The 16,413-nt window shown below is 72.2% G+C and carries 18 protein-coding genes; 11 read left to right on the top strand and 7 right to left on the bottom strand.

Annotated features, from left to right (window positions below):
* Positions 1-117 precede the first annotated feature (117 nt).
* Entirely contained in the window at positions 118-798 is a 681-nt protein-coding gene (locus tag ACN27A_RS13375; RefSeq protein ID WP_421453104.1) for a hypothetical protein, read from the top strand.
* 91 nt (positions 799-889) lie between these two features.
* On the opposite strand, the gene ACN27A_RS13370 is transcribed toward ACN27A_RS13375, so the two are convergent.
* Positions 890-2,047: an acyl-CoA dehydrogenase family protein gene (locus tag ACN27A_RS13370; protein WP_421453101.1), complete on the bottom strand. Its 1,158-nt coding sequence runs from the start codon at positions 2,045-2,047 to the stop codon at positions 890-892.
* Between the two features lie 173 nt (positions 2,048-2,220).
* On the opposite strand from ACN27A_RS13370, the gene ACN27A_RS13365 reads away from it, so the two are divergent.
* Entirely contained in the window at positions 2,221-3,150 is a 930-nt protein-coding gene (locus ACN27A_RS13365) for an LLM class F420-dependent oxidoreductase (RefSeq protein WP_421453099.1), read from the top strand.
* A gap of 96 nt (positions 3,151-3,246) precedes the next feature.
* On the opposite strand, the gene ACN27A_RS13360 is transcribed toward ACN27A_RS13365, so the two are convergent.
* Complete coding sequence (locus ACN27A_RS13360; protein ID WP_421453096.1) at positions 3,247-3,450, bottom strand: hypothetical protein; 204 nt, start codon at positions 3,448-3,450, stop codon at positions 3,247-3,249.
* Positions 3,451-3,567: 117 nt separating this feature from the next.
* Between ACN27A_RS13360 and ACN27A_RS13355 the strand changes: the two genes are divergently transcribed.
* The 4 genes from ACN27A_RS13355 to ACN27A_RS13340 all read left to right on the top strand — a co-directional run bounded on the left by ACN27A_RS13355 (position 3,568) and on the right by ACN27A_RS13340 (position 7,657).
* Complete coding sequence (locus tag ACN27A_RS13355; RefSeq protein WP_421453093.1) at positions 3,568-4,080, top strand: hypothetical protein; 513 nt, start codon at positions 3,568-3,570, stop codon at positions 4,078-4,080.
* Positions 4,077-5,336: an FAD-binding protein gene (locus ACN27A_RS13350; RefSeq protein ID WP_421453091.1), complete on the top strand. Its 1,260-nt coding sequence runs from the start codon at positions 4,077-4,079 to the stop codon at positions 5,334-5,336. The genes ACN27A_RS13355 and ACN27A_RS13350 overlap by 4 nt, the downstream gene beginning before the upstream one ends.
* 127 nt (positions 5,337-5,463) lie before the next feature.
* Positions 5,464-6,963 carry a hypothetical protein gene (locus ACN27A_RS13345; RefSeq protein ID WP_421453089.1) on the top strand — a complete coding sequence of 500 codons (1,500 nt, stop codon included), beginning with the start codon at positions 5,464-5,466 and terminating at the stop codon, positions 6,961-6,963.
* Positions 6,956-7,657: an NUDIX hydrolase gene (locus tag ACN27A_RS13340; protein WP_421453086.1), complete on the top strand. Its 702-nt coding sequence runs from the start codon at positions 6,956-6,958 to the stop codon at positions 7,655-7,657. The genes ACN27A_RS13345 and ACN27A_RS13340 overlap by 8 nt, the downstream gene beginning before the upstream one ends.
* Before the next feature lie 90 nt (positions 7,658-7,747).
* On the opposite strand, the gene ACN27A_RS13335 is transcribed toward ACN27A_RS13340, so the two are convergent.
* Positions 7,748-8,890: a site-2 protease family protein gene (locus tag ACN27A_RS13335; RefSeq protein ID WP_132237152.1), complete on the bottom strand. Its 1,143-nt coding sequence runs from the start codon at positions 8,888-8,890 to the stop codon at positions 7,748-7,750.
* 180 nt (positions 8,891-9,070) lie between these two features.
* Between ACN27A_RS13335 and ACN27A_RS13330 the strand changes: the two genes are divergently transcribed.
* Complete coding sequence (locus ACN27A_RS13330) at positions 9,071-9,703, top strand: N-acetylmuramoyl-L-alanine amidase family protein (protein WP_421453083.1); 633 nt, start codon at positions 9,071-9,073, stop codon at positions 9,701-9,703.
* A gap of 134 nt (positions 9,704-9,837) precedes the next feature.
* On the opposite strand, the gene ACN27A_RS13325 is transcribed toward ACN27A_RS13330, so the two are convergent.
* Together ACN27A_RS13325 and ACN27A_RS13320 are read right to left on the bottom strand one after the other, a co-directional pair.
* Positions 9,838-10,134, bottom strand: a complete 297-nt coding sequence (locus ACN27A_RS13325) for a GYD domain-containing protein (protein WP_421453081.1) — start codon at positions 10,132-10,134, stop codon at positions 9,838-9,840.
* A gap of 214 nt (positions 10,135-10,348) precedes the next feature.
* Positions 10,349-10,930: a G5 domain-containing protein gene (locus tag ACN27A_RS13320; protein ID WP_421453078.1), complete on the bottom strand. Its 582-nt coding sequence runs from the start codon at positions 10,928-10,930 to the stop codon at positions 10,349-10,351.
* Between the two features lie 661 nt (positions 10,931-11,591).
* On the opposite strand from ACN27A_RS13320, the gene ACN27A_RS13315 reads away from it, so the two are divergent.
* Positions 11,592-12,080, top strand: a complete 489-nt coding sequence (locus ACN27A_RS13315) for a hypothetical protein (protein ID WP_421453075.1) — start codon at positions 11,592-11,594, stop codon at positions 12,078-12,080.
* A 270-nt stretch (positions 12,081-12,350) separates the two neighbouring features.
* Here ACN27A_RS13315 and ACN27A_RS13310 read toward each other — a convergent pair whose 3' ends face one another.
* Together ACN27A_RS13310 and ACN27A_RS13305 are read right to left on the bottom strand one after the other, a co-directional pair.
* A complete protein-coding gene (locus tag ACN27A_RS13310) occupies positions 12,351-12,557 on the bottom strand; it encodes a DUF397 domain-containing protein (RefSeq protein ID WP_421453072.1) in 207 nt (68 codons plus the stop codon).
* 13 nt (positions 12,558-12,570) lie between these two features.
* Complete coding sequence (locus ACN27A_RS13305) at positions 12,571-13,407, bottom strand: helix-turn-helix domain-containing protein (protein ID WP_421453069.1); 837 nt, start codon at positions 13,405-13,407, stop codon at positions 12,571-12,573.
* Positions 13,408-13,680: 273 nt separating this feature from the next.
* Here ACN27A_RS13305 and ACN27A_RS13300 point away from each other — a divergent pair, with 273 nt between their 5' ends.
* From ACN27A_RS13300 to ACN27A_RS13290, 3 genes are all read left to right on the top strand, one after another.
* Complete coding sequence (locus tag ACN27A_RS13300) at positions 13,681-13,995, top strand: DivIVA domain-containing protein (RefSeq protein WP_421453066.1); 315 nt, start codon at positions 13,681-13,683, stop codon at positions 13,993-13,995.
* On the top strand, positions 13,992-14,246 hold the full coding sequence (locus tag ACN27A_RS13295) for a hypothetical protein (RefSeq protein ID WP_421453063.1): 255 nt from the start codon (positions 13,992-13,994) through the stop codon (positions 14,244-14,246). Before ACN27A_RS13300 ends, ACN27A_RS13295 begins: the two co-directional genes overlap by 4 nt.
* Before the next feature lie 70 nt (positions 14,247-14,316).
* On the top strand, positions 14,317-16,413 hold the full coding sequence (locus tag ACN27A_RS13290; RefSeq protein ID WP_421453060.1) for a prolyl oligopeptidase family serine peptidase: 2,097 nt from the start codon (positions 14,317-14,319) through the stop codon (positions 16,411-16,413).

Raw genomic sequence — 16,413 nt, 5'->3', positions numbered from 1 at the left:
ATCATGAGGTCCATCGATGATGGTATAAAATCCGCCGGATCGTGCGCAGGCCCGCTCGTGCGCCTCCCGGTGCGATGTCCACCGAGCCCGCTGCGCCAGGACAGCCATGGAGATCATGTGAAGTTCAGTCGTCGTCTCGCCCCTGCGGTGGCCGCCCTCGTGCTCGCGGTCGGCGCCGTGGTCGCCCCGGCCGGTGCCGCGCAGGCCCATCCGGACGCGGACCGGGTCAACGTCTATCCGCCGATCCAGGGTTCGTCCACCTGGGACCGGTTCGGTCTCTCCGGGCCGACCTCGCACCACATCGTCTTCGGCCACTGGGGCTACCCCAACGACTGGGCCGTCGACATCTACCGCAGCCCGGGTGCCACGATCGTCTCGCCGTTCGGCACCAAGACCGCGTCCGGGCACCCGGTCGCCGTCAAGGTGGTCACCGTCCAGGCCGGCTGCGCGACCCGCAATCTCGCCGACGGCGGCTACCGCATCGGGCTCGAGGCCCGGGACACCACGACCGGGCAGATCCTCGGCCGGGCGGACGTGATGCACGTGAACAACAAGCCCGGCGGCATCGTCGTCGGCGCCTCGGTCGGACCGTGGACCAAGCTCGGCGAGACGGGCCGCTTCCGCTGGTCCAGCTGCTACCAGGTCAACGGTGACAGCGGGGTCCACATCCACCTCGAAGTGATCAACCAGCACCGCTACTCGTGCTACGTGTCGCGCGGTGCGAACACCGCCCTGACCGACCTGACCGTGGTGGGCAGGGTCGGCGTGCACTACACGGGGCAGCGGCAGCGCTGCTGACCCGTCGATCGACGGCGGGCGGGTGCCCAGGCTCCGGTCGGAAGCCGGGACACCCGCCCGGGCCGGGCGCACCCGCCCCTGCACCCCGGGGTCAGTAGGCCAGCTCCACCGGCCGGCCGAGCACCCGCGCGCCGTTGTTGGCGAGCCAGCCCTCGGCCGCCGCCGCGTGCTGGCTGAACGTGTGGATGTCGCGGAACCGGCGCTGCAACGGCGACGAGTCCCGGGCCGCCCCGCCGCCGGCCGCCCGGTAGCAGGTGTCGACCGCGGCGGCTGCCCGCTCCGTCACCCAGGGCAGCGCGGCGGAGATCCGCGGGTGCAGCGCGGGGATGGCCGCCGGGTCGGTGGCGCAGGCCGCCCAGAGCTCGTCGGCCAGGTCCCGCAGCAGCGCCCGGGCGGCCCGTACGTCCAGGTCGGCGCGGCCGAGCTGGAGGCGGAAGGCCGGCGAGTCGGCGAGCGACTGCCGGGCGTAGAGCCGCTGCCGGCCGCCCTCGAGCAGCGCGACCATGTCGTCCAGCGCGCCCTGCGCGATGCCGACCGCCACCGCGCCGAGGTGCAGGACGAAGTGGACCAGCGGCGCCACGAAGCCCGGCCCCGGCACGCAGGGCACGCCGGTGAACAGGTCGAAGCTCTCCTCCGTGGGGCAGAAGGCGTCCGCCACCTCGATGTCGTGGCTGCCGGTGCCACGCAGGCCGAGCACGTGCCAGGTGTCGTGCACGGTGACCCGGGAGGCCGGGAAGAGCATGGAGCGCATCGCCGGCGGTGCCCCCGCCGGCCCGGCGTCCCCGGCCAGCACGCAGTTGCCGAAGATCCAGTCGGCGTGCCGGGCGCCGCTCGCGAACGCCCACCGGCCGGTGACCCGGAAGCCGCCGTCGACCGCCTCGGCGCGCCCCTGCGGGGCGAACCCGCCCCCGACGACCACGTCCGGCCCGTCGGCGTAGAACTTGTCGAACCGGTCGCGGGAGAGCATCGCCACCAGGTGCGGCGTCTCGGCGCCGATCATCACCGTCCACCCGGTGGAGCCGTCGGCCCGGGCCAGCGACTCCAGCACCCGCAGCCCGGTGTGCAGGTCCGCCTCGTACCCGCCGTGGCTGCGGGGGACGAACATCCGGAAGCAGCCGGCCGCCCGCAGCGAGTCGAGCAGATCGGCGGGCAGCCCCCGGGCCGCCTCGATCTCCCCGGCCCGGCGGGACACCTCCGGGAGCAGCGCGTCCACCGCCCCCGTCAGCCCGTCGGAGTGCTGGTCCTCCATGGGTTCCTCCTCGCCTCGTCGCTCGGCCTCCACTCTGGACCGGCGGACGACCCGGGGCCAGGCTCGCCGCTATCGGATCCCCGCCACTTCGCGCGGTGGGCATCCGCCGACGCCGCCGCCCGGAGAAGGGCCGGAACGGCACGCTGACCTGGCCCGCTCCCTATGCTCGAAGCATGGAACTGCGGATCTTCACCGAACCCCAGCAGGGCGCGACGTACGACGACCTGCTCGCCGTGGCCCGCTGCGCGGAGGAGGCCGGCTACGGCGCCTTCTTCCGTTCCGACCACTACCTGAAGATGGGCGCGGTGAGCGGCGACCCCGGCCCGACGGACGCGTGGACCACGCTCGCCGGCCTGGCCCGGGACACCCGGCGGATCCGGCTGGGCACGCTGATGACCGCCGCCACCTTCCGGCTGCCCGGCCCGCTGGCCATCACCGTCGCGCAGGTCGACCAGATGAGCGGCGGCCGGGTCGAGCTGGGCATCGGCGCCGGCTGGTACGCCGAGGAGCACACCGCGTACGGGATTCCCTTCCCGTCGCTGGGGGAGCGCTTCGACCGGCTGGAGGAGCAGCTCGCGGTCGTCACGGGGCTCTGGGCGACGCCGCCCGGCGCGACCTTCGACTTCGCCGGGACGTACTACCCGGTCAGCGACTCGCCCGCCCTGCCGAAGCCGGTGCAGGACCCGCGCCCGCCGATCCTGCTCGGCGGCATGGGCCCGAAGCGCACGCCCCGCCTGGCCGCCCGCTACGCCGACGAGTTCAACCTGCCGTTCGCCTCGGTCGAGGACTCCGCCGCCCAGTTCGACCGGGTCCGGGCCGCCTGCGCCGAGACCGGCCGCGACCCGGGCGAGCTGCGCTGGTCCAACGCCCTGGTGCTCTGCTGCGGGCAGGACGACGCCGAGGTGGCCCGGCGGGCCGCCGCGATCGGCCGGGAGCCGGACGAGCTGCGCGAGAACGGCCTCGCGGGCACCCCCGCCGAGGTGGTCGACAAGATCGGCCGGTACGCCGAGATCGGCAGCGAGCGGGTCTACCTCCAGGTGCACGACCTGGCCGACCTCGACCACCTGGAGCTGGTCGCCGCCGAGGTGAAGCCCCAGCTCTGAGCCGGCGGGCAACCGCCGCCCCACCACCGCGTCGACCCCCTGTCCCGACGACGGCGGGAGGTCGCGCGCGGGGCGGCGGCCCCGTCGTGCCGGCCGTCAGGCGTGGCCCACCTTGGGCGCGGGCCCCGGATGGGGCACCGGGTGCGGCGGGGGCGTCGGCGGCGGCGCCGGCTTGGGCCGGGGCGTGGTGCCCGCCGGGTACGCCCCGACCGACGACACCGGTCCGATGCCGGTCGGGTCGATCTCCTCCTCGGAGGGGAACACGTCGCCCCGCGGGGCGGGATCGCGGTAGCTGCTCATCGGCGTAGGGTTCCCCGACGGGGGCGCGGTAACCGTGCCCGATCGACCGGTTTCCGTCCCGCCGGTGCTCGTCGGATGATGCGTCCCGACGACCGCGGAGTCGAACGGGGGTGCGACATGGAACTGCACCGCAACCGGGGGGCGTTGGTGCTGCCCCTGGCCTGCGTGATCGGGGGCGGGGTGCTGCTGGCGCTGCCGGGGGAGCACGTGCTGCTGCGCCGGCTGGTCGCCGTCGGCGCCGTGCTGCTGGGTGGCGGCGTGCTGGTCGGCCTGCTGCGCCCGTTCCGGTTCGTCATCGGCGCCGACGGCCTGAGCGTCCGCCGCCCCGGGCTGCGCCGCACCATCGCGTGGGCGGAGGTCGCGGCGCTGGCGCTGGCCCGGCCGCCCGCCCGGCAGGGGCTGCCGTCGACGCCGCGACTGCTGCTGGTCCCCGCGCCGGGTGCGCTGATCGACCTGCCGACCGACGCGCGCCATCCGGTCGACGGCCGGGCCGCGGTGGAGCTGCTGGACCTGACGCGGGTCCGGGAGAAGCCCGCCGAGGTGGCGGCGGCGCTGACCCGGCACGCCGGGGACCGTTTCGTCGACGCGCTCGGCGGTGCCCCGGCCACCGACCGCCACCGCACCCCGTGACCACCGCCGAGGCCGGGCCGCGGCACAACTGGGCGGGCAACGTCCGCTACGCCGCCCGCCGCCACCACCGCCCCTCCTCGCTCGACGAGCTGCGCCGGCTGGTGGCGGGCAGCGACCGCCTCCGGGTGGTGGGCACCGGGCACTCGTTCAACCGCCTCGGCGACACCACCGGCGACCTGGTCTCGCTGGCCGGGCTGCCCGCGACCGTCGCGCTCGACCCGGACCGCCGGGCCGTCACCGTGCCGGCCACCATGCGGTACGGGGACCTCGCGGCCTGGCTGCACGCGCGCGGGTACGCCCTGGCTAACCTCGCCTCGCTGCCGCACATCTCGGTCGCCGGGGCGGTCACCACGGGCACCCACGGCTCGGGGGAGACGATCGGCAACCTGGCCAGCGCGGTCGCCGGGCTGGAACTGGTCACCGCCGGCGGCGACCTGCTGACCGTGGACCGGGCGGCCGACGGGGACACCTTCACCGGGATGGTCGTGTCGCTGGGCGCGTTGGGCGTCGTCACCCGGGTCACCCTGGACGTGGTGCCGACCTTCGAGATCCGCCAGCACGTCCGCCTCGGCCTGTCCCGCGCGGCGCTGGACGCGGCGTTCGCCTCGGCGTACAGCGTCAGCGTCTTCACCGACTGGCGGTCGCCGCGGCTGCGGGAGGTGTGGGTCAAGCAGCGCGCGGACGCGGCCCCGCTGCCGGCGGACTGGCTCGGCACGACGGCGGCCGACGCGCCGCGGCATCCGGTGCCGGGCATGCCCGCGCGGAACTGCACCCCGCAGCTCGGCGAGCCGGGCCCGTGGCACGAACGGCTGCCGCACTTCCGGCTGGAGTTCACGCCCAGCAGCGGGGCGGAGTTGCAGTCGGAGTACCACGTGCCGCGCGGCTCGGCGTCGGCGGCGCTGGCCGCGCTCGATCCGGTGGCGCACCTGATCGCGCCGGTGCTCCAGGTCTGCGAGCTGCGGGCGGTGGCCGCCGACGGGCTGTGGCTCAGCCCGAACCACGGGCGGGACAGCCTGGCCATCCACTTCACCTGGACCGCCGACGCGGCGGCGGTGCTGCCGGTGGTGGCGGCGGTGGAGGAGCGGCTCGCGCCGTTCGCGCCGCGCCCGCACTGGGGGAAGGTCTTCGGCCTCGCCCCGGCGGCGGTCGCCGCGGCCCTGCCCCGGTACGCCGACTTCCTCGACCTGGCGTGCCGGCTCGATCCGGCCGGCACGTTCCGCACCGACCTGCTCGACGCGTACCTCCCACGGCTCTGACGGGCGGAGGCCGGGGGAGCGGTCCGGTCAAGTGTCGGATGTTTGCCTCGACGCCTCCGACGGCTTTCCGACAACCGGGTTCCCGTGGTTGCCTCGGACGACCCAGTCGTGTCCACAGAGGAGAGACATGTCCCCGGATCTGGCCGGCGCCGGCGACCGGTTGACGCCGATCGACAACCGCGACCTCGCCCCCATCACCGTCGTGGCCCAGTGCCTGGACAACCAGTGGGTGACCCAGGACCTGCTCGAACGGATGCTGAGCCGGCGGCTGTCGTACCGGGACGTCGAGCGCTCGCGTCGACGCGACGCCCGCGCCGAGTACCTGCGCTCGATCCTCAACGCCGAGCAGGTCGTGGTGAACCGGGCGTACTTCTTCAACAACCCCGTCGTCCACCAGGACTTCACCACCGAGGGCCCGCAGCGGGACGCCTTCCGCGCGTTGCTCGACGAGAGCGTGCTCGTGCCGTTCCTGCTGTCCGAGCGCACCCCGGTGGCGGAGCCGCGCTTCGGCGTCGACTCGGCGGGCTGGTCGGCGTGGGTACGCGTGCTCGACGAGGTCGACACCGTCCGTTGCCTGCGCCTGTCCTGGGACGACGCGCAGAACCGGCTGCTCACCGAGCGCTGCATCATCGCCGAGTTCCGCCGCTTCCTGCTCCAGCTGCCGGCGTTCAACCTGGCGGAGCTCCAGCGGGACCTCCGGCTGGACGACGACAGCCTGCCGCTGCTCAAGCGCCGGCTGCAGGAGGTCGCCATGTGGGCGCTCACCGCGGAGCAGGCCGACCGGGAGGGCTTCTACCGGGAGTTCCTGATGGAGCCCGACACCAACCCGGCCGACGGGAAGTTCCGCGCCGGGCCCCTGGTCGCCGAGCTCAAGCAGCTCGTCGACCTGCGCTACAACACGGCCCTGCCGGACGCCGTCGACGGCTTCGCGCTCATCCCGGCGGACTCGCTGCGCCGCACGGCGATGCAGGAGTACCGGCGGGAGCGGCCCCCGGAGCGCGACATGGACGACCTGCTCGGCCTGCTGCGGACGCTGCGGCCGTACGCCTTCGACCTGGTGCAGCTCCCGCTGCGGATCGACCTGACCGGCCTCGAACTGCACCACGTGCACCAGGCCCGGCGGACCGACGAGTGGCGGGGGTACGTGGAGAGCCTCCGGGCCCTGCTCGACGAGCCGCTCGACTTCGTCACCCGCTCCCAGCAGGTGTACGACCGCTACGTCGCGCTGGCCCGGCGGCTCACCGAGATCGTGGGGGAGCGGCGGCTGGACCGGATCAACGCCTGGGAGCCCGTGATCCGGGTGACCGTCGAGGTGATGGGGAGCAGCGTCTCGATCGTGTTCGACGGCGACCCGCGGGTGGAACTGGTCGGGGAGGTGGCCACCGAGGTCGCCGCGCGCGGGGCGACGGCCGTCGTCCGGTTCGCCGTGGTGGGGCGGGACCAGCGGCGGGCGGGGCGCGAACTGGGCACCGGTATCGACGTCATGCGGGTACGTCTCCAGCGGGCCGGGGAGGATTGGCGGGAACTCGTGCGCCGGCTGCGGGAGATGGGCTTCCCGGTGTCCGACGGCGACGAGGAGGGCAACGAGGCGAACATCGACCGGCCGGAGGGGGACGAGGGTGACTGACGAGCGGGGCGAGTACGCCGAGCTGCGCAGGCGGCGGCCCGAGTACTTCACCAACCCGCCGGACGCGGCGGTCGAGATCCTCGACGGGGTGGAACAGGTGGCGGCGGCGGAACGCGCCAAGGCGGCGGCGCTGCGCGCCCGTGGCCTGCCGGTCGAGTGGAGCCGGACGGGGGTGGTCTACCGGGACGAGTACGTGACGCTGCTGCGCGACCCGGTCCGCCTCCCGGGCGGGGCCGTCGGGACGTACGTCCGGAAGCTGCCCACGGGCGGCGCCGACGGGGTCGTGCTGCTGCCGGTGCTCGACGGCGCGGTCGTGCTGGTCGAGCACTTCCGGCACGCCACCAGGCGCTGGCACCTGGAGGCGCCCCGGGGGTTCGGCGAGGCGGGGGTGGCCGCCGAGGAGCAGGCCGTCCGGGAGCTGCGCGAGGAGCTGGGGGTGGCGCCGACGCGCCTGGTCGACCTCGGTGAGGTGCACCCCGACACCGGCACCGCGACCGACGCGGTCCGCCTCTATCTCGCCGAGATCGCCGAGCTGGGGCCGGTCGGCGCGGCGGAGGGCATCCGGGCGCCCCGGGCCCACCGGCCGGAGCGGGTCGGCGAGCTGATCAGCGACGGGACGATCACCGACTCGTTCACCATCGCCGCCTGGACCCGTGCCTGGCTGCGCGGGCTGCTGGCGGCCGGGACGCGCTGATCCCGGACCCTGCCCACCCGGCCGGGACGCGCTGATCTGACGACCGTCCGGTGCCGGCCCTCCGCCCGTTCTCCGGCGGCCCGCTCCCGGTCAGTGCCGGTTGCCGGCCATCTGGTCGCGGAGGCTGCCGCGCTGCACCGCCCGGCTGATGTCGCTCGGCGAGACGATACCGACGAGGCGGCCGTCGGCCACCACCAGCGCACGGCCGTCGGCGCACTCGCTGAGCCGGGGGAGCAGCTCGTTCAGCGGCTCGTCCGGCCGGGCGAGCACCAGCTCGTCGGCGCGGCAGGCCACCTCGGCCAGCGTGGTGCCGGCCCGGCGGTCCGCCGGGATGCCGCGCACCCGGTCGAGGGTGACCAGGCCGACGGGCCGGTCGTCCTCGGTCAGCGGCAGCGCCGTGTGCCGATACGCGAAGAGGTAGTGGTCGACGAAGTCGCCCACCGTCATCTGCCCCGACGCGGTCTGCGGCTGCGGCGTCATCACGTCGGCCACCCGGATGCCCTGGAGCGCGCTGCCCATCCGGGCCTGCCGCTCCTCCATGCCGGCGGCGCCGATCAGGAACCAACCGATCAGGGCCAGCCACAGCCCGCCGAAGCCGACGCCGGCCAGGAACTGCCACAGCCCCAGCCCGATCAGCACCGCGCCGAGCACCCAGCCGGCCCGGGCGGCGACGACCGAGGCCTTCGTCCGGTCGCCGGTCGCCTTCCACACGGCGGCACGCAGCAGCCGCCCGCCGTCCAGCGGGGCGGCCGGCAGCGCGTTGAAGACCGCCAGCAGCACGTTGATGCCGGCCAGCCAGGCCAGCGAGCCCAGCAGCAGCCCCTGCACCCCGGCCACGGCGAGCACCACCGCGATCGCGCCGAAGAAGAGCCCGATCAGCAGGCTCACCAGCGGCCCGACGCCGGCGATGCGCAGCTCCGCGCCCGGGTCGCGCGCCTCGCCGCGCAGCTCGGCCACCCCGCCGAAGAGCCAGAGGGTGATTCCGCCGACCTCCAGCCCGTTGCGCTTGGCGACGATCGCGTGCGACACCTCGTGGGCGAGCAGGCCGAGGAAGAAGACCACCGCCGCCGCGAGCCCCGCCAGGACGTACGCGGCGACGGGCCGGTCCGGGTAGGCCCGGGGGAACTGGTTGGCCGACAGCCCCCAGGCGATCAGCGCGAAGATGACCAGGACGCTCCAGTTGACCCCGACGGGTACGCCCGCGATCCGGCCGAGCCGGAAACTCGCCCTCATGTTCGGGTACTACCCGCGATGGGCGCGCCCATGCCGGCGCGGCTCACCGGGGCGCCCCGCACCTGCTGTCTCTTCATTCAGGTATTTCCATGCATTACAGTGGCGCCGTGCCGGCCCGTACGGGCACAGGCGGCCCACGGCGGCCTCCCGGCACCCCCTGCTTTCCGTGGAGAGGTGCTCGTGATCAGTAACTCCTCAGCACGCCGCCGCACCCTGCTGGCCGCCGCCGCCGGTCTCGTCGTGGCCCCCTGGGCGGCAGCCGGAACCGCACACGCGGCGGTCCCGAAGGTCTACCTCGACCCCGGGCATGGCGGCACCGACCCCGGCGCCGTGGGCAACGGCCTGACCGAGAAGGCCCTGACCCTGAGCATCGCGCTTCAGACCCGCGACATCCTCAAGGCCAACTACAGCGTCGACGTACGGATGTCCCGCACCTCGGACATCACCCGCAGCCTCACCTACCGTACGAGCGACGCCAACGCGTGGGGCGCCACGATCTTCGTCAGCATCCACATCAACTCCGGCGGCGGTACGGGTTTCGAGAGCTACCGGTACCCGGGCACCTCCAGCGCCCTGCACAGTCCGGTGCACTCCCGGGTCCTGTCGGGCATGCGCACCGTCGGCTCGGTCACCGACCGTGGCCTGAAGACCGCCAACTTCCATGTGCTGCGCGAGACCGCCATGCCCGCCGTCCTGACCGAGAACCTGTTCATCGACACCGTGGCCGACGCGAACCTGCTCAAGCGCGCCGCCTTCATCACCGCCACCGCCCGGGGGCACGCCAACGGCATCGCCGCCTACCTCGGCCTCTAGGGTGCTGCGTCGCTGAGTCGCCTGCACGCCGCGGCGGGTCCGGCGAGGACGCCCGTCCGTGGTCCTGGCCATGTGTACGGGGGTGGCTGCTCGTTCAGGTCGGCAGCCGCCCCATGGTCATGGCCGTGGTGGAGTCAGCCGGCGGCTTTGGCGACGATGCGACTGATCTCCTCCTGACCGAAGGCCCGCATGGTCGTGGTGCGGACGTTGCCCGCCCCGCCGAGCCGCAGGAGCGCCGCGGAGACGGTTTCGTCGTCGGGTGCCTCGACGACGGCCACGAGGTCGTACGGACCGGCGGTCCACCAGATGTTCACGAGATTCGCCCCGAGCTTCTGTGTCGCTGCGGCGAAGGCCTCGGCGCGCTTCGCGGTGTCCTTGAAGCCTTGGATCCCCTGATCGGTCCAGTTCAGCAACGCGACATACGTCGGCATGGTCCTTCACCTCCACGAAGAGATCTCATCGTAAGGTAAATTTTGGTCATAATGGTTTAAAGTGACCAGAGGGTCGGCGCCGGTGGTGGACTGGAGCACGACGCCGTCGAGGACGACTGCCGGGTCGACGTCACGGTCATGCTCACGCTGATGCCGTGGGCGGCCGTCGCCGTCGGGCCTGCCTTGGCTCGCGGTCGGGGGTGGCGCGGGTAATTCAGTCGTCGCAGCCGACGCCGTCGCCGTCACGGTCGAGGTCGTAGATGTCGCTGCCGATCACTCGCACCGGACCATGGACGTACGCCGGCCCATTCCCGCTGCCACCAGCGCAGTCGACGTCACTGGCAATGGGCACGCATCCGCTGTAGTTGGGGTCGCACTGGCGTTCCTGCTTCGTGCCGACTCGGACGACCTGGGTGACGGGTGCTTTCGTGACCTGCGACCGGATGAGCTTCTTGGATGTCTGTACGCCGTCGACCAGCGTGATCTCGTAGGTGAGGGTGCGAATCCCGGGGGCACCGCGAGTCTTCACCTTTGTGGTGCCTTCGGGCAGCGACGAGTCCTTGACCGTCCTGGTCGTGTAGTTGATCCGCTGCTTCTCCGTGACGGTCCGGGTTTGCGGCACAGGCGTAGGGGCCGCGCTGGGCGTCGTCACGGCAGCGCCATGTGTCGGTGTCGTGCTGGGTGGCGGGTCGCTGGCCGGCACCGTCGTCGGCTCGTTGACGGCGCTGATGCTCGGAGCAGCCTCGGCTGCCTTGCCGTTGGTCTCGGTAGCCGGCGGCGAGGCGAGCGTGGCCACGATCGATCCTCCGCAGCAGAGGAGCGTCAGCACGGCGGCGCAGGCGAGGGCGATCTTAGCCACGCTGGGTCGGGCCTGCGGATGCATCGGCAGGCCGGAGACGGATCCGGCGGTCGGGAACTGCGGTGCTGGGTAGGCAGCCCCAGGCCCGTCTGCGCCGGGCTGGATGCTGTGGGGTGGTGGCGCCTGCTGCGACCACGGGTCCTGTGAATGTGGAGACGTCACGCGCCAAAGTGTGTTGAACGACAGCGACCGGCATCAGTGGCCGGCCGGACACGATCGGTATCGTTTGATTCGGACGTGGCAACTGACGGGCGTCGTGGGGTAGCCCATCGGCGCACGGTTGCTCTGCTTTGCCGACCCCGCATCCGGCTTTTGGCGACCCAGGGTTCCGAGTGTCGGCTGCACAACCTGGCCATAGGTCGGCGCGGCCCTGCTATGTGGCGTGCTGGAATTGCCATAGCAAGGGAATCGGCTGTCGGAATTCCGACATCGATTAGTGCGGCTGCTCAGTGGCAACTAGCCTGCGTCAGGCAATCAGTGCGCCGGTGGTTAAGTGACGCCGACAAGATCCATTTCGTTAGGACGAAAAGTGAGTTCAAGCCTTTCGGGCCCTGAGGTGTCAGGCGGCCAATACCCGACCGATGCGGAGCTTAGGGCGATGAGTTCCGAGGAGTTGAGTGCGCTCGCCCAGTCGCTTGGTGCCTCGCAGGCCCCGGCACCGCTCAGGGTGACCGTCCAGAAGTGGAAGCTTGCGGTTGCGGCTGCCGTTGGAGGTGTGGTCCTGTTTGGTGCTGGTCTCGCCACGGGTGCCGTGGTCTTTCGCCCTTCTGGCCAAGCTGAGGGGGGAGGAGAAGGCGACCCCGTCTTGGTTGCTGCTAAGGACAAGTGTTCGTTGTCTGAGTACGCGACGGTCGGAGACGGCGGGAAGTCACTCACCCTCGATAGTGGAGGTAAAGAGGCCTTCGGGCTCGCCTACTCGGACATCGAGTGCGTTCTAAAAGAGGTGAGGGTGCCTGACCATGTTGTTTCTGAGATGACGTCTACCCGGGCGCTTGACGGCAAGCAAAACGCCAGGTGGGGCAAGATGCGAGCTTCATGGACGTATCATCCGGACCAGGGGCTTGATGTGATCCTTGTTGCCGATTAAGAGCGGGGGCCTGCCGGTCAGCGGTACGGGTGGCGATTGCTGGGTTCACAGTTGCAAGGTTGCTCGAACGCAGCTAATTGCTAATGCCGATTGCGTGCATCCCCGGCGCAGTACCTCGTTAGGAGCGATGAGTAATCGCCGGCCGCCGAGACTTCGGCCCGGGCCATGCCTCGTGAATCTGTCGATGTCCCGCGATCAACATGCGCCCTGTCCAGCGGCCATCACGGCCCGCTCACCCTGGAAGCGCTCAAAGGCGGGCTAAGTCGCTGGTCAGCGGCTTGGTGGCGTGCTCTTGATGCCTTGAACAAAGGCAACCCAGCTGCTCGGGTTGAAGGTCAGCGTCGGGCCGTTCGGATCCTTGCTGTCCCGAAGCCCAACCTTGCCCCTCAGGTCGCCCGCAACCTCGACGCAGTTGCCGGACCCGTTGCTGCGGGTGCTCTTCCGCCAGGTCATGCGGGCCGTGCTGACCTCTTCCACCCGCCCCGTCCTCTCATAGCTCGTCGACCGCCTCGAGGATCAGGGCGCGGGACTCCCGAGCGCTGGCTGCCGTCGCGACCAGATGCTCGAAGACCTGGCTGTACTCCCTGACCTGTTGGCCTTCGAGGTACAGGCTACCGGCGCGGGTTTCGACGTAGACGACCCCCGGATCGGCGGGTTCGGGGAAGGCCAACAGGCTGAAGGCGCTGCCCATCGACCCGTATTCGCCAGCGGCGAAGGTCAGAATCTGGATGGTGTTGCCGGGCCGCTCCGCCTCTTCCGCCAGCCGCTTCAACTGCGCCTTGAACGTCTCCGCACCTCCGATTGGCCGCCGCAGGGCTGCCTCATCGAGCACCACCCAGAGGTTGGGTGGACTGTCGCTGGCCTGCCGCCGCATCCGCAGTTCGACCCGGCGATCAACCTCCTCAGTGGAGGCGTCAGGGTGCTCGGCGCGGATGACCGCGCTGGCGTAGTCGGCGGTCTGGAGCAGACCCGGAATGAGTTGCGGCTCGAACGCGCGGATCTCCGACGCCTCCGCCTCCAAGCCCACGTAGACCTCGAACCAGGCCGGCAGCACGTCGTCGTACGCCTGCCACCAGCCGCGCTTGCGCGCGTCCCGGGCAACCTGTACGAGCGCGTCGACCTCTCCGCCCTCGACGCCGTACAGCTCAAGGAGGCCCCGGGCTACCGGTGGCATGACGGATACCTGCGCATTTTCGATCCGGCTCAGGGCTGACTTGGAGATGCCGATCTCCTTGGCGGCCTGGTCAGCAGTCATCCCGGTCTGCTCGCGGAGGCGCCGGAGGGCGGCGGCCAAGCGGCGACGGCGGACGGTGGGACTCCCAGTCATGTCGAGCATTGTGGACCAGGCAGGACGCGGCACGCAACGAGCCCGTACCTAAGCGGGAGTTGCGAGGAGGGACAGATCCGTTGCACGATGAGTGAGGTTCTGGTGCCGCCAGGGTGATCAGTCCAGCGGGGGAGTTGATGAGTGTGGCCTCGCTGCCGTGCTGCCGATGAGGGCTGCGGTGGTGGGTGCCGGGGTGGGTCCGCCGGTGCGGGGCGGGCCGGTGGGTCCGCCCCTTCCACAGGTCGATCTCAACGGTGAGAGGCAGGTTTAGTCATGCACGGCTTCCTTCGGGGTGTCCGGCGTCGCCAGTGGTCGGCGAACGGACCCACCTGTTACCGCTCGGCCGCCTACCATTCGCTACGACCGCGGCAGGTTCGGGAGCGGCGGCTTCGACCCACGTCGCTCGGCCGGCGCGGGCTCGACCCGCAGGCGATGCGGTATTTCCTCGACCAGGTCGCCGGTGACCTGGCGGCCGTCCAAGGCGGACTGGATCGGAGTCGGTGGGAAACCGACCGAATCAAGAGTGCGCTGCGTCGCTGGCAGTTGGAGCAGGCCCGCGCCCGCAACGAGCGGAGCTACGACCGGTGACCGAACGCTGGGTGGTCCACCTGCCCGTGGTGGTCGGGGATCTGCTCGCCGCGCAGCGGATCGCCCGAGTGGTGGCGCACTGGACGCACGTGCTGCCACAGACCGACCCGGCGGGCACCACCGTGTCGGCCGAGGACGACCAGAACGTACGCCACTGGGTGTTCTGCGACCGGCGCCTGGCCAGCGGCCTGCGGTGTCTGCTCTGGCCCGACCACGACGGCGAGTGCTCACGGCGGCCAAGGTGGCGGTGAGCGGGTAGTCGTCGTCATGCCGACAGGCACCCGGCTCGGGCGGGAGTTCCCCGTCGGGGATAGTGGCGGGGTGGCTGGGTTGACCGTGGGGACCGACGACGCGTACCTCTGGCTGGAAGATCTTGATGGCGCGGACGCCGCGCGGTGGGTGCGGGACCGCAACGCGGAGACCGTCGCCGCCCTGGCCGGCGGAGAGGCGTTCGCCGCCCTGCGGGCCGAGCTCCGCCAGGTGCTCGACGCGGACGACCGCATCCCCTACCCCGGGTGGCGCGGCGACCACCTCTACTACAACTTCTGGACCGACGCGGCGCGCCCGCGCGGGGTCTGGCGGCGGACGACCCTGCAGCAGTACCGCCGGCCGGAGCCGGAGTGGGACGTGCTGCTCGACCTGGACGCGCTGGCCGCCGGGGAGGGCGAGAACTGGGTCTGGGGCGGGGCGACGGTCCTGCGGCCCGGCTACGCGCGCGCCCTGGTCAGCCTCTCCCGGGGCGGGGGCGATGCGGTCGTGGTGCGGGAGTTCGACCTCGACCGCCGCGTCTTCGTCGAGGACGGCTTCACGCTGCCCGAGGCGAAGAGCGACGTGGGCTGGATCGACATCGACCACATCTACGTCGCCACCGACTTCGGGCCCGGCTCGCTGACCTCCTCGGGCTATCCCCGGGTGGTCAGGCGGTGGCGGCGGGGCACGCCGCTGGCCGGGGCCGAGATCGTTCACGAGGGCCACGCCGACGACGTCGCCGTGTGGGCCTCGCACGACCCGACGCCCGGCTTCGAGCGCGACTTCGTGGGCCGCCGGCTGGACTTCTTCCGCTCCGAGCAGCACCTGCTGACCGCGACGGGGGAGCGGATCCCCGTGGCCGTGCCGGAGGACGCCGGGTGGGACGTGCACCGGGAGTGGCTGCTCGTCCGGCCGCGTTCGCCGTGGGTGGTCGGCGACGTGACCCACCCCGCGGGCGCCCTGCTGGCGGCCCGGTTCGACGCGTTCCTCGCCGGGGAGCGGGAGATGACCGTGCTCTTCCGTCCCGACGACCGTACGGCGCTCAGCGGCTGGTCCTGGACCCGTAACCGGCTGATCCTGGCCACCCTCGTCGACGTGAAGAGCCGGCTGGAGGTGCTGACGCCCGACGGGGAGGGCTGGCGGCGGGAGGCGCTGCCCGGGGTGCCGGAGTTCGACAACAGCGAGGTCGTGGACACCGACCCGGACAACGACGACGCCTACCTGCTCGCCTCGGAGGGGTTCCTCCAGCCGGCGACGCTGCGCCTCGGGCAGATCGGCGGCGCGGTCGAGACGCTCAAGCGGGCGCCGGCGTCCTTCGACGCGGACGGCCTGGCGGTACGCCAGTTCTTCGCCACCTCGGCCGACGGCACGCGGGTGCCGTACTTCGTGGTCGGGGACCCGGACGCGCCCGCCGGTCCGACGCTGCTCACCGGCTACGGCGGGTTCGAGATTCCCCTGACCCCGGGCTACAGCGGGATGATCGGCCGGGGATGGCTGGCCCGGGGCGGCACCTACGTGGTGGCGAACATCCGGGGCGGCGGGGAGTACGGCCCCGGGTGGCACCGCGCCGCGCTGCGGGAGAACCGGCCCCGCGCGTACGAGGACTTCGCGGCGGTGGCGGCGGACCTGGTGACCCGGGGTGTCACCACGCCGGAGACGCTCGGCATCGAGGGCGGCAGCAACGGTGGGCTGCTGATGGGCGTGATGCTGACCCGCCATCCGTCGCTCTTCGGCGCCGTCGTCGCGCACGTGCCGCTGCTCGACATGCGGCGCTACCACCGGATGCTGGCCGGCGCCTCGTGGATGGCCGAGTACGGCGACCCGGACGTGGCGGCCGACTGGGAGTTCCTGCGCGGCTACTCGCCGTACCACAACGTCGACGGCGACCGGGCGTACCCGCCGGTCCTGCTCGTCACCTCGACCCGCGACGACCGGGTGCATCCCGGGCACGCCCGCAAGATGGCGGCCCGGCTGCGCGAGTACGGCCACGACGTGGCCTACTACGAGAACGTCGAGGGCGGGCACGGCGCGGCAGCCAACAACGAGCAGCGCGCCTTCGTCTGGGCGCTGACGCTGGAGTTCCTGTGGCGCAAGCTGGCCGGGCAGACCCGCCCGCCCCTGCCGCGCCGGTCCGCGCCGGCCGCTTCGGACGAGCGGGTCGCTCCCTGA

Source organism: Micromonospora sp. WMMD737 (assembly GCF_049179055.1).
In the GTDB taxonomy this organism is placed as follows: Bacteria; Actinomycetota; Actinomycetes; order Mycobacteriales; family Micromonosporaceae; genus Micromonospora; species Micromonospora reichwaldensis.
This window is presented reverse-complemented; position numbering and strand designations above follow the sequence as displayed.